This is a genomic window from Enterococcus sp. DIV1067f, from assembly GCF_050543505.1.
GTDB classification, from domain to species: domain Bacteria; phylum Bacillota; class Bacilli; order Lactobacillales; family Enterococcaceae; genus Enterococcus_D; species Enterococcus_D entomosocium.
This window is the reverse complement of sequence record NZ_CP172940.1, coordinates 1,496,143-1,511,663: the sequence shown is the minus strand read 5'-3', so window position 1 is coordinate 1,511,663 and position 15,521 is coordinate 1,496,143. Positions and strand designations below refer to the sequence as shown.

At 42.2% G+C, this 15,521-nt stretch carries 10 protein-coding genes, 1 riboswitch and 1 other annotated feature; all 10 genes read right to left on the bottom strand.

Features of this window, described 5'->3' with window-relative positions; translation table 11 throughout:
* Nucleotides 1–94: 94 nt before the first annotated feature.
* The 10 genes from IGJ42_RS07010 to purD all read right to left on the bottom strand — a co-directional run bounded on the left by IGJ42_RS07010 (nt 95) and on the right by purD (nt 15,520).
* Complete coding sequence (locus IGJ42_RS07010) at nt 95–1,366, bottom strand: O-acetylhomoserine aminocarboxypropyltransferase/cysteine synthase family protein (RefSeq protein ID WP_429960046.1); 1,272 nt, start codon at nt 1,364–1,366, stop codon at nt 95–97.
* Nucleotides 1,367–1,416: 50 nt separating this feature from the next.
* Nucleotides 1,417–1,670 (bottom strand) — a binding site (T-box leader).
* A 110-nt stretch (nt 1,671–1,780) separates the two neighbouring features.
* On the bottom strand, nt 1,781–3,187 hold the full coding sequence (gene lpdA, locus IGJ42_RS07005; RefSeq protein WP_430616042.1) for a dihydrolipoyl dehydrogenase: 1,407 nt from the start codon (nt 3,185–3,187) through the stop codon (nt 1,781–1,783).
* A gap of 7 nt (nt 3,188–3,194) precedes the next feature.
* Complete coding sequence (locus tag IGJ42_RS07000) at nt 3,195–4,841, bottom strand: dihydrolipoyllysine-residue acetyltransferase (protein WP_005236379.1); 1,647 nt, start codon at nt 4,839–4,841, stop codon at nt 3,195–3,197.
* A 25-nt stretch (nt 4,842–4,866) separates the two neighbouring features.
* Nucleotides 4,867–5,844 (bottom strand): alpha-ketoacid dehydrogenase subunit beta, encoded by a 978-nt coding sequence (locus IGJ42_RS06995; RefSeq protein ID WP_005230047.1) that lies wholly within the window; start codon nt 5,842–5,844, stop codon nt 4,867–4,869.
* Between the two features lie 2 nt (nt 5,845–5,846).
* On the bottom strand, nt 5,847–6,956 hold the full coding sequence (gene pdhA / locus IGJ42_RS06990) for a pyruvate dehydrogenase (acetyl-transferring) E1 component subunit alpha (RefSeq protein WP_005231936.1): 1,110 nt from the start codon (nt 6,954–6,956) through the stop codon (nt 5,847–5,849).
* Between the two features lie 434 nt (nt 6,957–7,390).
* Nucleotides 7,391–9,982: a magnesium-translocating P-type ATPase gene (gene mgtA, locus IGJ42_RS06985; protein WP_005236382.1), complete on the bottom strand. Its 2,592-nt coding sequence runs from the start codon at nt 9,980–9,982 to the stop codon at nt 7,391–7,393.
* A 187-nt stretch (nt 9,983–10,169) separates the two neighbouring features.
* Nucleotides 10,170–10,341, bottom strand: a riboswitch (M-box (ykoK) riboswitch).
* A 398-nt stretch (nt 10,342–10,739) separates the two neighbouring features.
* Nucleotides 10,740–11,840, bottom strand: coding sequence for a non-hydrolyzing UDP-N-acetylglucosamine 2-epimerase (wecB, locus tag IGJ42_RS06980; RefSeq protein WP_034872223.1), 1,101 nt, complete (start codon nt 11,838–11,840; stop codon nt 10,740–10,742).
* A 122-nt stretch (nt 11,841–11,962) separates the two neighbouring features.
* The gene (guaC, locus tag IGJ42_RS06975; protein WP_080555199.1) at nt 11,963–12,940 is read right to left on the bottom strand and encodes a GMP reductase; all 978 of its coding nucleotides are present in this window, start codon (nt 12,938–12,940) and stop codon (nt 11,963–11,965) included.
* A gap of 210 nt (nt 12,941–13,150) precedes the next feature.
* A complete protein-coding gene (locus IGJ42_RS06970) occupies nt 13,151–14,065 on the bottom strand; it encodes an aldo/keto reductase (protein WP_016613336.1) in 915 nt (304 codons plus the stop codon).
* Between the two features lie 168 nt (nt 14,066–14,233).
* Nucleotides 14,234–15,520, bottom strand: coding sequence for a phosphoribosylamine--glycine ligase (gene purD / locus IGJ42_RS06965; protein WP_016613335.1), 1,287 nt, complete (start codon nt 15,518–15,520; stop codon nt 14,234–14,236).
* Nucleotide 15,521 lies beyond the last annotated feature (1 nt).

Below are 15,521 nucleotides of genomic sequence, written 5' to 3'. Positions count from 1 at the left end.
TCTATCAACAGAAACCGCAGTTTTATTTGAAACACTAACCCACAACAAAAAAGCGCAGCATAGTATCCTGCGCTTTTCCTACTGCTTCAACTATTTAGAGCTGTTGGAAGGCTTGCGTGAGATCTTCCAATAGATCGTCGATGTTTTCCAATCCAATGGATAAGCGAATCGTCTCTGGACGAATTTTGGCTGCTGCAAGTTCTTCTACGCTAAGCTGAGAATGGGTCGTCGAAGCTGGATGGATGATCAAGGACTTTGCATCGCCAACGTTCGCCAGTAGCGAGAAGAGCTTAGTTGCGCCACAAAAGGTTTTGCTTGCTTCTGCCCCACCCTTTAATCCGAAGGAAAAGACCGAACTGGTCCCTTTGGAGAAATACTCCTGCGCCCGCTTAAAATAAGGACTGTCCGGCAGGGTTGGGAAATGAACCCAAGAAACTTCCGGGTGCTTGGCTAAAAATTCAGCAACTTGTTGCGCATTTTCTACATGACGTTCCATCCGCAACGAGAGGGTCTCGATGCCTAACAGCAACACCCATGAATTGAAGGGAGAAATCGCAGCACCTGTATCCCGTAAAAGAATCGTTCGGGCCCGAGTGATATAGGCAGCGTTACCAGCGGCTTCTACCCATGAGATTCCATGGTAACTATGATCGGGATTGACCAGCTTGGGAAATTTGCCGTTTGTCCAATCAAAGTTGCCACTATCAATAATAGCCCCTCCTAAAGCAGCCCCGTGACCACCGAGGTATTTTGTCGTGGAATAAACGATGATGTCCGCCCCGTGCTCAAACCCTCGAAACAGATAGGGAGTCGCAAAGGTGTTGTCAATGATGAGGGGAATCCCGGCTTCATGAGCAATCGCTGCAATCTTTTTAAAGTCGGCAATATCAATATCTGGATTGCCTAAAGACTCTAGAAAAACTGCTTTGGTATTTTCTTGGATGGCTGCTTTTAGTGCTGGTAGATCTTCACTATCGACAAAGCTTGTGGTGATGCCAAAATCTGGCAATGTATGGGCGAACAAATTATAGGTACCGCCATAAATTGAAGCAGCAGAAACGATATGATCTCCTGCTTGCGCGAGATTTAAAATTGCATAGGTGATCGCTGCTGAGCCAGAAGCCGTAGCTAACGCACCGATACCACCTTCTAATAGGGCTAATCGCTCTTCTAGAACCGCGGTCGTCGGATTGGTAATACGGGTATAGATATTGCCGCTCTCACTAAGACTAAATCTCGCTGCCGCTTGGTCAGCATCATCAAACACATAGGATGTGGTTTGATAAATGGGTACGGCGCGACTTCCTGTGGTAGGATCTGGTGTTTGTCCTCCGTGTAATTGAATCGTCTCAAATCTTTCTGTCATACTATTCCTCCTTAATAATGCAAATAAAAAAGCCCTCTGATATCGAGATATCAAAGGACGTGTTTACGTGTTACCACCTTTATTCAAGCAAACTTTCCAGCATGCTTCTCAGCAAGTACGCGACAAATAAACGTCGTTATACTCTGACGCGATAGCGGGCGCACCCGGATCTCCTTATCTTTCGTACAAGTTCAGAAGATCACCTTAGAGGCCATTTTCGATTGATTCTACAAGTTCTTCTTGCACCTTACGAAGACTCTCTAGGCTTGCCAAATCAATTTACTTTCCTCATCAACGGTTGAAATATTAAGAGCATCGTATCATTTCCAGAAGATTCTGTCAATAGCATAGGATCGCTTTATTTCTGGTGATAAAAAAACTCGTTCACCAAATGATGAACGAGTTTCACAAAGCTTAAATGTGGATTGGTAATCCTAGAGCTAACTCAGCAGCATCCATTGTGATCTCACCTAGAGATGGATGTGGATGGATCGTTAACGCGATATCTTCTGCGTTCATGCCAGATTCAATAGCAAGAGCAAGTTCTGAAACCATATCGCTTGCTCCTAGACCAGCAATTTGCGCACCGATGATCACATTGTCTTCAACCGTTGTTACTAAGCGGATGAATCCTTCAGTTTTTCCTAGAGTTAACGCACGACCGTTACCTGAGAATGGGAATTTGAATGCTTTTGCTTCAATTCCAGCATCTTTGGCATCTTTGATCGTCATACCCACAGAAGCCAATTCTGGGTCAGTAAAGGCAACTGCTGGCATTGCTTTGTAATCAACGGCAACTTTTTTACCAGAGATTGCTTCAGCAGCGATTTTTGCTTCGTAGCTAGCTTTATGTGCTAATGCAGCACCAGGTACGATATCACCAATTGCGTAGATATTTGATACGTTGGTACGGCCTTGTTTGTCAACCGTGATCAATCCGCGTTCGCCTACTTCAACACCTGCTTGTTCTAAGCCCATGTCATCAGTATTTGGACGACGACCAACAGTAACCATCACGTAATCAGCAGTAACTGATTCTTCTTTACCATCTACGGCATATTTGACAGTTACGCTATCGCCATTGTCAATTGCTTCTTTCGCCATTGCGTTGGTAACGACTGTTACACCTTTTTTCGCAAAGTCTTCTTCAACCAATTTGACCATGTCTTTTTCATAGGTTGGCAAGATTTGAGGAGAGCCTTCAAGGATCGTTACTTCTGCCCCTAGGTTTGCATAAGCTGCACCTAGTTCAGAACCAATGACACCGCCACCGATAACAACGAATTTTTTAGGAACTTCTTTTAATGCCAATCCGCCAGTTGAATCAAGAACACGACCGCCGAATTTGAAACCAGGGATTTCAATTGGACGAGAACCTGTTGCGATGATTGCATTGTTGAAAGAGTATGTTTGTGCTGAATCTGGGTGGATGACACGCAATGTGTGATCATCAACGAAGAAAGCTTCTCCTTCAATCGTTTCTACTTTGTGTTTTTTCAATAGGAAACCAACACCTGAAGTTAATGTTTTAACGACTTTGTTGTCTTTCCATTCTTGAGTTTTGGTAAAATCAAGGGAAACATTTTCACTTGTTACACCAAACATTGTTGAATCCAAAGATTCTTGATAATGATGACCTGCAGCGATCAAGGCTTTTGAAGGGATACAACCAACGTTCAAACAAACGCCGCCGATGTATTCTCTTTCAATGATTGCTACTTTTTGTCCCATTTCAGCAGCGCGGATGGCAGCTACATAGCCGCCAGGTCCCGCACCGATTACAACTGTATCTAATTCAACAGCAAAATCTCCAACTACCATTTGTTAATCATCCTTCCATCATTAATAGCTCTGGATCAGCTAATAGACGTTTGATATTATTCATTGCTTGTTGCGCTGTTGCGCCATCAACGATACGGTGGTCGAAGCTTAATGAAAGTTTCATCACACGTCCGACAACGATTTCGCCTTCAGCGTTTACGATTGGTTGTTGCGCGATTGTACCTACACCCAAAATAGCTACTTCAGGGTAGTTGATTACTGGAGTGAACCAGCCGCCACCAACTGAACCGATGTTACTGATTGTGATGGTACCATTACGCATATCATCTGCAGCCAATTTGCCGTCATGAGCAAGTTTTGCTTTTTCGTTGATTTCATCAGCGATAGCAAACATGCCTTTACGATCTGCATCTTTTACGTTTGGTACATACAACCCATGGTCAGTATCTGTTGCGATACCGATGTTGTAATAGTTTTTGTATACAATCTCTTGTTTTGCATCATCGATCGACGCATTCAAGATAGGGAATTTTTTCACTGTTGCAGTCAATGCTTTCACAACATATGGTAAGAAAGTAAGTTTTGTGCCGTTTGCAGCAGCAACTTCTTTGAATTTCTTACGGTTATCCCAAAGGTTTGTTACTTCAACTTCATCATGCAAGGTTACATGAGGTGCTGTTTGTTTGCTGTTTACCATCGCTTTAGCGATTGCTTTACGTGTAGGTGTTAAGGCAACACGTTCTTCTAAATCACCTAAGTTTGATTTGAAGGCTTTTGCTGGAGCTGCTGGTTTGCTTTCAGTTGCTGCAGCTTTTGTTTCTTCTTTCGCAGGAGCTTGAGTTTCAGCTTTTGCAGCTTGTCCGCCACCTGATAGGAAGTTTTCGATGTCTTCTTTTGTTACACGTCCGCCTTTACCTGTTGCAGATACTTGGGAAATATCCACATCTTTTTCGCGAGCGAATTGACGGACAGAAGGCATAGCCAAGACACGTTTGTTAGGATCTGCTGCTTCAACAACACTTGCTGAACCAGAAGTTTCCACTTTTTCTTTTGGTGCTTCTGCAGGTGCGCTTGATGAAGCAGGCGCACTGTTGTGACCAGGTGCGTCGATTTCAACTAAAACATCACCAACATTTGCAACTGTTCCTTCAGCAACAACGATGTTTTTCACTGTTCCTGTTACTGGAGATGGAATTTCTTCGACTGATTTGTCGTTTTGAACTTCAAGCAACGTATCGTCTTCATTGATGGTATCTCCTGCTTTAACGAACCATTTTACGATTTCGCCTTCTGCAATTCCTTCACCGATATCTGGTAATTTGAATTGGAAAACGCCTGCGCCTTCAGAAGAACCAGCTGATGCTTCAGCCGTTTCCGTTGTAGGTTCTGCTGCTGGTTTTGCTGGTGTTTGAGACTCTGCTGCTACACCTGCATCGCCTTCGTTGTCTTCATGTCCTGGTGCATCGATCTCAACAAGGACATCTCCAACGTTTGCGACTGTACCTTCAGGGACAACGATGTTTTTCACTGTTCCTGTTACTGGAGATGGAATTTCTTCCACTGATTTATCATTTTGAACTTCTAGTAAGGTATCATCTTCATTGATGGTATCCCCTGCTTTGACGAACCATTTTACGATTTCGCCTTCTGCAATTCCTTCACCGATATCCGGTAATTTAAATTGAAATGCCATTTTCTATTCTTCCCTTCTTCAACTATTAAAAGTTCACGATTTCTTTCACTTTGTCTTCGATGTCTTTTGCATTTGGCAACCAAATGTTTTCAGCTTGACCGAATGGGAAGATCGTATCTGGTGCAGACACGCGTCCGATTGGAGCTTCTAGTGATAGAACCGCACGTTCAGAAATTTCAGAAACGACTTGAGCGCCAACACCTGCTTGTTTTTGTGCTTCTTGAACGACAACCACACGACCAGTTTTTTCAACTGATTTGATGATCGTTTCAACATCAAGAGGAGCAACTGTACGCAAGTCGATAATTTCAGCGTTGATGTTTTCTTTCGCTAAGTTGTCAGCAGCTTTGATTGCTTCACGAACCATTGCACCATATGTGATGATTGAAACATCAGAACCTTCACGAGTTACTGCTGCTTTGTCTAAAGGAACTTCGTATGCTTCTTCTGGCACTTCTTCACGGAATGAACGGTAAAGTTTCATGTGCTCTAAGAAAACAACTGGGTCATTGCTGCGGATAGAAGCAATCAATAATCCTTTTGCATCATATGGGTTTGATGGAATAACGACACGGATACCAGGTGATTGAGCGATCAATCCTTCCAAGTTATCTGAGTGCAATTCTGGTGTGTGCACACCGCCACCAAATGGTGAACGAATAGTGATTGGTAAATTACGTGTACCACCCATACGGTAACGAGTACGCGCCATTTGACCAACGATTTCGTCAAATGTTTCAAATACGAAACCAAAGAATTGGATTTCTGGAACTGGACGGAAACCTTCTAATGCTAAACCGAAAGCCAAGCCGCCGATACCAGATTCAGCAAGAGGGGTATCGAAGACACGATCTTCGCCGAATTTTTCTTGTAAACCTTCTGTTGCACGGAAAACCCCGCCGTTTTTACCGACATCTTCACCAAAGACTAAAATCTCTTTGTCATTTTCCATTTCAACAGCTAAGGCATCTGTAATTGCTTGAATCATTGTTTTTTGTGCCATGACTATTTCGACTCCTTCGCTTCGTAAGTTGCAATTTGTTCTTTAATGTTTTGTGGTTGTACTTCAAACATGTTTTTCAAGAAATCTGAAACTTTTTGTTTTGGCACGCGGTCCGCTTCAGCGATCGCTGCTTTGATTTCTTCTTTTGTTTGTTCAATGACTTGTTCTTCTTTTTCTTCAGACCAAAGTCCTTTTTCAGTTAGGTAAGTACGGAAACGTACCAATGGATCTTTTTGTTGCCATTCGCTGTCCATGTCTTTTGAACGGTAACGGGTTGGATCATCACCAGACAATGTATGTGGACCGTAACGGTAAGTCAAGGTTTCAATCAATACAGGACCGTTGCCGTTTGCTGCCCATTCACGAGCTGCTTTAGAAACATAGTACACTGCCAATGGATCCATACCGTCAACTTGGATACCAGGGATCCCAGCTGCTGCAGCTTTTTGTGCCAATGTTGGTGCCGCACTTTGTACTTCACGAGGTGTAGAGATCGCAAAACCATTGTTTTGGATATAGAATACAGCGTTTGCATGGTAAGCCCCTGCAAAGTTGATTGCTTCATAGAAGTCCCCTTGTGAAGAACCGCCATCACCTGTATAAGTGAATACAACATTTTTCTTGTTGCGTTTTTTCAATCCTAAAGCAACGCCGGCTGCTTGGACGTATTGTGCACCAATAATGATTTGTGGTGGCAATGCTTTTAAATCTTCTGGATAAAGGTTCCCAGCAACGTGGCCACGTGACCATAAGAAAGCTTCTTTCAATGGCAGACCGTGTTGGATCAATTGTGGTACATCACGGTAACCAGGTAATAAAACGTCTTCTTTTTCAAAAGCAAATTGACTTGCTAATTGGCTTGCTTCTTGTCCAGCAGTTGGCGCGAAGAAACCTAGACGACCTTGACGGTTTAACGCAGTTGAGCGTTGGTCTAATACACGAGACCATACCATACGAGTCATCAATTCAACTAATTCGTCGTCACTTAAATCTGGTACTAACTCTTGATTTACAATTTTCCCGTCTTTGTCCAAAGCTTGGTAAGTTGGAAAATCCGCATTGACTTGCTCCAAAATCGCTTGGAAATCAAGTGCTTTTTGTTTTTTTGCCATCTTGACACACTTTCCTCTCTGATATAAAAATTCACTTTCGTATGTAACAGGGTTTAAATCTGTACTATCGAAATTTCATTTACTCTTATAAATTATCATTTAACTTCGAAAATGACAAGTGAAAAGGGTATTTTTTTTAATAAAAGAATTCCCACTGTAGCAACTCTTAAGAAAACATTAGTGAAATTAATCACATTAAAGCAATCGCTTTCTTCAATTTTTTCTTTTCAGATTCTTTTTTTTATTTAAGAATAGTACAGCATCCACCATTCCGCTAAACAGATTTATCATTAACCTCCTTTTATCACTTGTGAAGGATTCGACTTGAATCAAAGAGAAATTTCTTAATATGAGAAAAAAATAATACAGAGAACAGATAAAAAGAAACAGATCGGCGATTCTCCCCCTGTTAGGAAGAACGCCGACCTGTTTTTTTAAATCCATTCTCTCGTGACATGAATGTAAATGCGTTTCGCAAACTCAACTGTTACTAAATAAGCTAGATTGATACCGACATACCATGGCCAGTAACTTGATGGCAGTGCTGCAAAATCAAAGACGGTATGCAATGGCGTCAAGATGACCAAGAAGCCAACTGCAATCGCTAGAACACTTGAAATCAAAACTGCAGGTGATGCGATACTTTTGATAAATGGTAATTTTCTCGTTCTGATCATGTGAACGACTAAGGTTTGTGTCGTCAAGCCAATCATAAACCATCCTGCTTGGAACAAGGCTTGCTCTTGGATGGTATTTGCACTAAAGACATGCCACATCATAAAGAAAGTCAAAATATCGAAGATGCTGCTGACAGGTCCAATGCCGACGGTAAACTTCAATAGTCCACCCACTTGCCATTTAACTGGTTTTTCTAACTCTTCTTTATCTACGTTGTCCCATGGGATCGTCAATTGGGCCATATCGTACACCAAGTTTTGAACCAACAGTTGAATGGACAACATTGGTAAGAAAGGTAAAAAGGCACTAGCAACTAAGATCGAGAACACATTCCCGAAATTCGAACTCAACGTCATTTTGATGTACTTCATCATATTGGTAAATACTTTGCGGCCTTCGATGACCCCTTTATCAAGGACATTCAAACTTTTTTCTAATAAAATGATCGAGCTGGCATCTTTGGTGATATCTGCTGCGGTATCAACCGAGATACCAACATCTGCCGTACGTAAAGCAGGCGCGTCGTTAATGCCATCTCCCATAAAGCCGACCGTATGGCCTGCCGCTTGAATGGTTTCAATGATTCGGGATTTTTGCATTGGATTTAATTTTGCAAACAGATTAGTTTTTGCAGCTTTCTCTGCTAACTCTTCATCTGACAGATGATCTATATCGGTTCCTAACAAATATTCATCTGCATCAATACCAACATCTCGACAAACTTTTTGTGCAACGATCGCATTATCTCCCGTTAACACTTTGACATTGATGCCATGACCGTGTAAAGAAGCAATCGCTGTTTTTGCTGTTTCTTTTGCTGGATCTAAGAAGCCCATAAAGCCAATCATGATCATATCTTGTTCATCTTCTACAGAATAAACGGCATCTGCGTGGGCATCTCGTTTTACAGCAACAGTCAATACGCGCATTCCTTGTTTGTTCAAGCGCAAATTCACTTGACGCAATTGTTTTCTCAATTGAGGAGTCAATTCCATCACTTTGCCATCAACTTCTACGTACTTGCAGACTTGTTCCATTTCCTCGGCGGCACCTTTAGTGACCATCAGTTGATGACCATCTGCATTGACAACAACCGTCAAGCGGCGACGTGAGAAGTCAAACGGAATCTCATCGATTTTTGTCACATCGTTAAATGGCGCTGCCAAGCCTTCTTCTTCATAGTAGTTTAAGACAGCAATATCCATCAGGTTTTTCCACCCTGTTTGATAGTAAGAATTTAAATACGTCATATCAAGGACTTGTTTATCTTCTACGCCAAATGGGTTTAAATGCTGTACCAGTACAACACGATCTTCGGTGATCGTACCCGTTTTATCGGTACATAGTACATCCATTGCACCTAAGTTTTGAATCGAAGGCAATTCTTTGACGATCACTTTTTCTTTTGATAAAGAGATCGCCCCTTTGGCTAAGTTACTGGTGACGATCATTGGTAGCATTTCTGGCGTCAAACCAACTGCTACTGCAATCGCGAAGAACAACGCTTCGCCCCAATCACCCTTGGTCAAACCATTGATCAGTAAAACGATTGGGAAAAGAACCATGACCATTCGCAACAATAGCTTGCTGACTTTTGTTAAGCCATCTTCAAAGGTTGTTTTACCCCGTTTCGTCGTCGCATTTTTGGCAATATCACCGAAGAAAGTACTTTGACCGGTTTTCAAAATAATGGCTTTTCCTTGACCACTTAAGACATCGGTACCCATGAAAACAAGATCTTGCATATCTAGTGCAGAAATTTGTTCATCGCTTTCTTTGATCCCAGCATCGACAAATTTTTCAACTGGCATTGATTCGCCTGTTAATGAAGATTGATTGATAAATAAATCTTTGGTCCAAATCAAGATCGCATCCGCAGGAATCATATCGCCGGTTGCTAAGGTGACGATGTCTCCTGGAACGACTTCATCCATTGGAATTTCTCTCGTGATTCCATCTCGAGTGACGGAACAAGTATTTTCAATAAGTTCTTTTAACGCTAAGCTTGCTTTTTGGGAACGGTATTCTTGGACGAAAGTAATCATGACACTGGCTAAAATCATGATTCCCATCACGATCACTGCTTCAATATCGCCTGTTACAAAAGAAATAACCATTAATAATGCCAAAACTAACACAAAAGGATCTTTGAAAGCACCTAGGATCATCAACCAAGCAGGTGTTGGTTTTTGCGCATCCACTTTGTTTGGACCGTACTCTGCCAAACGTTCTGCAGCATCTTCTTCCGATAGCCCTTGGAAGGATGTCCGCATTTCCATCAGCAGTTCTCTTTCGGTCAATTTTGCCAGTAATTTTAGTTCTTGATCTTTCGATAGTTTTTTTAACATCTTTTTTTCCTCCTAGCACTTAGGAGTTGCTTACGCCACCCCTAGCGATTCGATAATTACTCCGCTGTTTCATCTGGGGACTGGGGTATTCCATGTGAATCTTCCTTTCTTTTTATTAGGTAAGTCACTGTGGAACATGCGTAAAAGACACAAAAAAACGCACGCTCCCAATAAGCATGCGTAAAAAACTCATGATCATTGTAGAGCTTTAGCACTATAGGGCGTAGATAGCAAATCTGCTATCAGCTACTTTGGGTTTAACCTTCACGATTAGACCTGTCCTACCAACTAAGTATCTCTCGATACTTTTGCGGCAGCAGCTTGTGTCCATATAGGAGCCTCACCTAACAATTATTTGTATAAAATGTCAGTTCGCCGGAAGTCTATCTTCCAACTACCCACATAATAACTGCTATCCTAGCCAATGTCAACCGCAACAATGGAAAAAAGCACCCTTTTTTCATAGATTTTCGTTGGTTTTCAAATGAAAGGTCTTACAATAAAATAACAACGTTAAAGAACTGGTGTGATTTTATATGTGACAAAACTTTTTTTACACGAACAGATAGAGAGAAATCCTCTCAGGGCAAAACCCAGAATTCATCAAGTCACTTCGGCTATCCCATTGAAGGAGAGAATGTAATAAATTTCCGAACTCGAATAAAAAATAGACAGCCATTTAAATAAACAGCTGCCTATTTCTCTTTCACATCCGATTCTGAAAAATGATTTTTTCGGTATTCTTTCGATCTAGCTCTCACGAAAAATGATCTGCTAAAATTTTCAAGATTCGCCGACTAGCTTTCCCATCGCCATAGGGATTTTCTGCATGTGCCATGGCATTGTAAGCTTCTGGATCCTCTAGTAGTCGCTTCGTTTCTTGATAAACCGCAGCTTCAGACGTACCGATCAGTTTTAACGTACCTGCAGCAATTCCTTCTGGGCGCTCTGTTGTATCTCGCAAGACCAAAACAGGAACGCCTAACGACGGTGCTTCTTCTTGGACACCACCAGAATCCGTCAAAATCAATGTGCTTTGATTGGCAACATTGTGAAAATCAATGACATCTAAAGGCTCAATCAGCGTGACATTTTCTAGTTCCCCAAGTATCTCCATAGCAATCCCTCGGACTTGAGGATTTTTATGCATAGGAAAAACCACTTTGATGGTTGGTTTCTCCTTAGCGATCTTCGCTAAAGCGCGGAAGACTTGCTTCATCGGAACACCTAAGTTCTCGCGACGGTGCATTGTCAGAAGAATCATGGTTTTATCTGCTGCAGAAAGTTCTGGATGCTGATAGTCCTCCGAGATCGTATAACGCATCGCATCAATGGCGGTATTTCCCGTTACAAAAATTGCAGCTTTATTGCGATTTTCCGCTAATAAATTTTCTTTGCTTTGGACAGTTGGCGCAAAATAAAAATCCGCTAATACATCGATCAGCTGACGATTGGCTTCCTCCGGATAAGGAGATTTTTTGTTCCATGTACGCAAACCGGCTTCCACATGCCCCACAGGAATCTGCTGATAGAAAGCTGCCGTCGCGGCTGCATAAGCTGTGGTCGTATCCCCGTGAACGAGTACGATATCAGGGGTTTCCTTTTGCAAGATAGGTTCCAGATCCAGCAAAACTTTGGTAGTGATTCCTGTCAAAGTTTGCCCTAAAGTCATAATATCCAGATCATAATCTGGTATGATTTCAAAAACCGTTAAAACTTGATCCAACATTTCTCGATGCTGCGCCGTCACCACAACGATCGATTCAAAACGCGGGTCGTTTTCCAATTCCTTTACTAGTGGCGCCATTTTGATGGCTTCCGGTCTGGTACCGAACACAGACATCACTTTGATTGTCATTTGGTCACCCGCTCCTCTACTTCTCATTGCTTCTATTATAACGAAGAAAACAGAAAAACAAAATGGTTGTTCCAACAAAAAAAAGAAACGACCGCTAAAAGGCCGTTTCTTCAGTATCCAGCTTAAATAGTATCTCCATTGAAAATCGAATTTTTCACGATTACGTAATCCACTTTACGAATCGATTCTAAATCTTTTCCACCTGCATAAGAGATCGATGACTGCAAGTCTTGCTGCATTTCAACTAACGTATCTTTTAAAGAACCTTTGTATTGAATCCAAATTTTCTTTCCTTCTACGTTTTTCTTTTCACCTTTTTGAAATTCTGATGCAGAACCAAAGTATTCTTTCATTACAACGCCATTTTCTACCTTGGTTTCCCCTGGTGATTCTTCATGCCCAGCAAACAATGAACCGATCATGACCATGGTTGCACCAAAGCGGACAGATTTAGCGATATCGCCGTGTGTCCGAATGCCACCATCTGCAATGATTGGTTTGCGAGCAGCTTTGGCACACCAGCGTAATGCTGCCAATTGCCATCCGCCAGTCCCGAAACCAGTTTTGATTTTTGTGATACAAACTTTCCCTGGTCCAATACCGACTTTTGTTGCATCTGCGCCAGCGTTTTCCAATTCACGAACTGCTTCTGGCGTTCCAACATTTCCAGCGATCACAAACGTTGCTGGTAAATGCTTCTTGATGTGTTGAATCATATTGATCACGGCGTTTGAGTGACCATGGGCAATATCGATCGTGATAAAATCAGGAACAAGCTCTTTCTCAGCTAGTTCTTCTACAAAGGCATATTCATTTTCTTTGACACCCACGCTGATTGAACTAATCAAGCCGCGGCTTTTCATTTTTTTGATGAATGGAATCCGTGCTTCTTCATCAAAGCGGTGCATAATATAAAAATAGCCATTTTCAGCTAAAAATTCTGCGATTGAATCATCAATAATTGTTTGCATATTTGCAGGAACAACAGGCATTTTAAACGAGTGTCCGCCTAATGTCACCGTGGTATCACATTCTGAACGGCTGTTCACGATACACTTGTTAGGAATCAGTTGTATATCTTCGTAATCAAAAACTTTCATGTCAAACATAAAAATATCCTCCAAATCTTACTAAGAGTGAAGCAAGCATCAAATGGCATCAGCCTATTTTTAACGCCCACAACAATTTAAACCACCTGGAAATGAAATACAAGCTTTTTAGAAATACTTTTTGAAAAAAAAGGATGAATGTTCGTCTTTCGCGAACATTCATCCTTATAACAACTGAATAAAACGGAATTTACGTATAAATTAAGGCAATATGTTCCCTGCTGCTTTATACACTTCATACCATTCATGGCGGGTCAATACGATCGAAGAAGCTTGCGCAATTTCTTCAATTCGATGTGGGGTCATCGTTCCGGCAATCACTTGCATATTTGCTGGATGACGTAAGATCCACGCAGATGCGATGCCAGTCGGCGTTGTTTGATACTTGTTCGCTAGTTCGGTTAATTTTTCGTTTAACTCTGGGAATTTCTCGTTACCGATAAAGACCCCTTCAAAGAAACCATACTGATACGGAGACCAAGCTTGGATCGTCATCTCATGCAAACGAGAATATTCCAAAATTTCTCCATCATGGTCGACACTGCCAGCATCCGTCATATTGACATGAATCCCTTGATCGATCATCCCTGTATGCATGATCCCGAATTGCAGTTGATTCGCTACTAAAGGTTGCGAAACATATTTTTTCAATAGCTCGATTTGACCAGGTTTTTGATTGCTGACACCGAAGTATTTCACTTTACCGTCTTTTTCTAATTGGTCAAAGGCTGCTGCCACTTCTTCTGGTTCAAACAAAGTGTCAGGGCGATGCAATAATAACGCATCTAAATGATCAGTTTTCAATCGTTGCAAACTACCTTCCACAGAAGAGATAATATGCTCTTTCGAAAAATCAAACATTTCACCTGGAACGATGCCGCATTTTGATTGAATAAACAAATCTTCTCTTTTAGCTGCCGTTTTTGCTAACGCTTCTGCAAAAATCGTTTCACATTCACCGCGACCATAAATATCCGCATGGTCAAAGAAGGTAATGTCATTTTCAATCGCAGTCGTCAAGACCTTCACAGGATCTTTGGCATTGTTGATTCGCATCAATCCTAAAATCACGCTGGATACTTCTAAATCAGTGGGACCGAATTTAATTTTTTTCACGTAAAGTTCCTCCTTATTTAAACTACATTCCTATTTTATCACAACAAGATGAAAACGCTATACCAACGTCAAAAAAACCTCCCATAAAACGAAAACCACCAGCACAACCGATTGGTTCTACTGGCAGCCCTCCTTTTTTTCAGGTTGTGTTATGCACAGAAATATTCTTTACTTCATCGCCTTTGATGAGTTGCTATATTGCAAGGCTTTATCGCCGATATCGTTTCGGTAATATAAGCCAGATAAAGACAACCTGCTGATTGCTTCATAGACGTTCTTTTGTGCAGCAGCTAAATTCTCAGCTGATGCTTCCACAAGAAAAACGCGCCCACCAGCTGCCGTCAAACCACCTTGGTCGGCAGCTTCATCCACTCCTGCATAAAAGAATTGCGTTCCTTCTCCTTCTGGGCTTGGGACAGGCATTCCTTGCTGATACTTGCCTGGATATCCTTGAGAGGCAATCACGACACCGATCGAAGCCGATTGATTCCATTGGATCGTAGGTACTTGGTCCTGTAAGAGATCATCAATGATCTGGGCTAGACTGCTTTCTAAGCGACTTAGCACGACTTGTGTTTCTGGATCGCCAAAACGCGCATTGAATTCGATGACTTTCGGTCCATCATTGGTAGCAATCAGACCTGCATAGAGAATCCCCGTAAACGGTGTATTGTTGCGAATCATCCCTTTTGCTGCAGGAAGTAAAACTTCTGCTACCGCTTGATCGACCATTTCTTGCGGAATCTGCGGTACCGGCGTATAAGCCCCCATACCTCCTGTATTCGGACCTAAATCGCCATCGAAGGCACGTTTATGGTCTTGGGCAATGACCATTGGATAGACGGCTTCGCCCTTCACAAATGCCAATAGCGAAAACTCCTCGCCAGCCAAAAACTCTTCGATCACCACTTTTGCACCACTTTCACCGAAAGCATTTTGCTCCAGCATCGCTTCGACTGCTGCGTTTGCTTCTTCAATGGTTTCCGCGACAACCACGCCTTTGCCCGCCGATAAACCATCTGCTTTGATGACGATTGGCGCACCTTTACGTTGGATATAGGCTTTTGCCTGGGCACTATCTGTAAAGCTTTGATAGTCTGCTGTTGGAATGTGATTGGTTCGCATCAATTCTTTGGCAAACTCTTTTGATCCTTCAATCATCGCTGCTTGGCGATTGGGGCCAAAAATTTCCAAGCCCGCCCCCTGAAAATCATCTACGATGCCATTTAGCAACGGAACTTCCGGACCAACGAAGGTCCAATCAACCTCCTGCTCTTGAGCAAAAGCAATTAGGCTTTCATGATCGGACTCTTCAATTGCGACTGTCTTGATCCCGTCTTTTCGCATACCGGGATTGCCCTTCGCACAAAAGACTGTTTCCACTTGAGGATCCTGCAGAAACTTTTTTGCGACGGCATGCTCTCTACCGCCACTACCAATAACAAGTATTTTCATC

What these genes read in the sequence shown, in the direction of transcription:
- mgtA (WP_005236382.1), bottom strand. Translation starts at nt 9,982, where the DNA reads ATGTTAAAAAAACTATCGAAAGATCAAGAACTAAAATTACTGGCAAAA.
- wecB (WP_034872223.1), bottom strand. Translation starts at nt 11,840, where the DNA reads ATGACAATCAAAGTGATGTCTGTGTTCGGTACCAGACCGGAAGCCATC.
- purD (WP_016613335.1), bottom strand. Translation starts at nt 15,520, where the DNA reads ATGAAAATACTTGTTATTGGTAGTGGCGGTAGAGAGCATGCCGTCGCA.
- IGJ42_RS07000 (WP_005236379.1), bottom strand. Translation starts at nt 4,841, where the DNA reads ATGGCATTTCAATTTAAATTACCGGATATCGGTGAAGGAATTGCAGAA.
- lpdA (WP_430616042.1), bottom strand. Translation starts at nt 3,187, where the DNA reads ATGGTAGTTGGAGATTTTGCTGTTGAATTAGATACAGTTGTAATCGGT.
- IGJ42_RS06995 (WP_005230047.1), bottom strand. Translation starts at nt 5,844, where the DNA reads ATGGCACAAAAAACAATGATTCAAGCAATTACAGATGCCTTAGCTGTT.
- IGJ42_RS07010 (WP_429960046.1), bottom strand. Translation starts at nt 1,366, where the DNA reads ATGACAGAAAGATTTGAGACGATTCAATTACACGGAGGACAAACACCA.
- guaC (WP_080555199.1), bottom strand. Translation starts at nt 12,940, where the DNA reads ATGAAAGTTTTTGATTACGAAGATATACAACTGATTCCTAACAAGTGT.
- pdhA (WP_005231936.1), bottom strand. Translation starts at nt 6,956, where the DNA reads ATGGCAAAAAAACAAAAAGCACTTGATTTCCAAGCGATTTTGGAGCAA.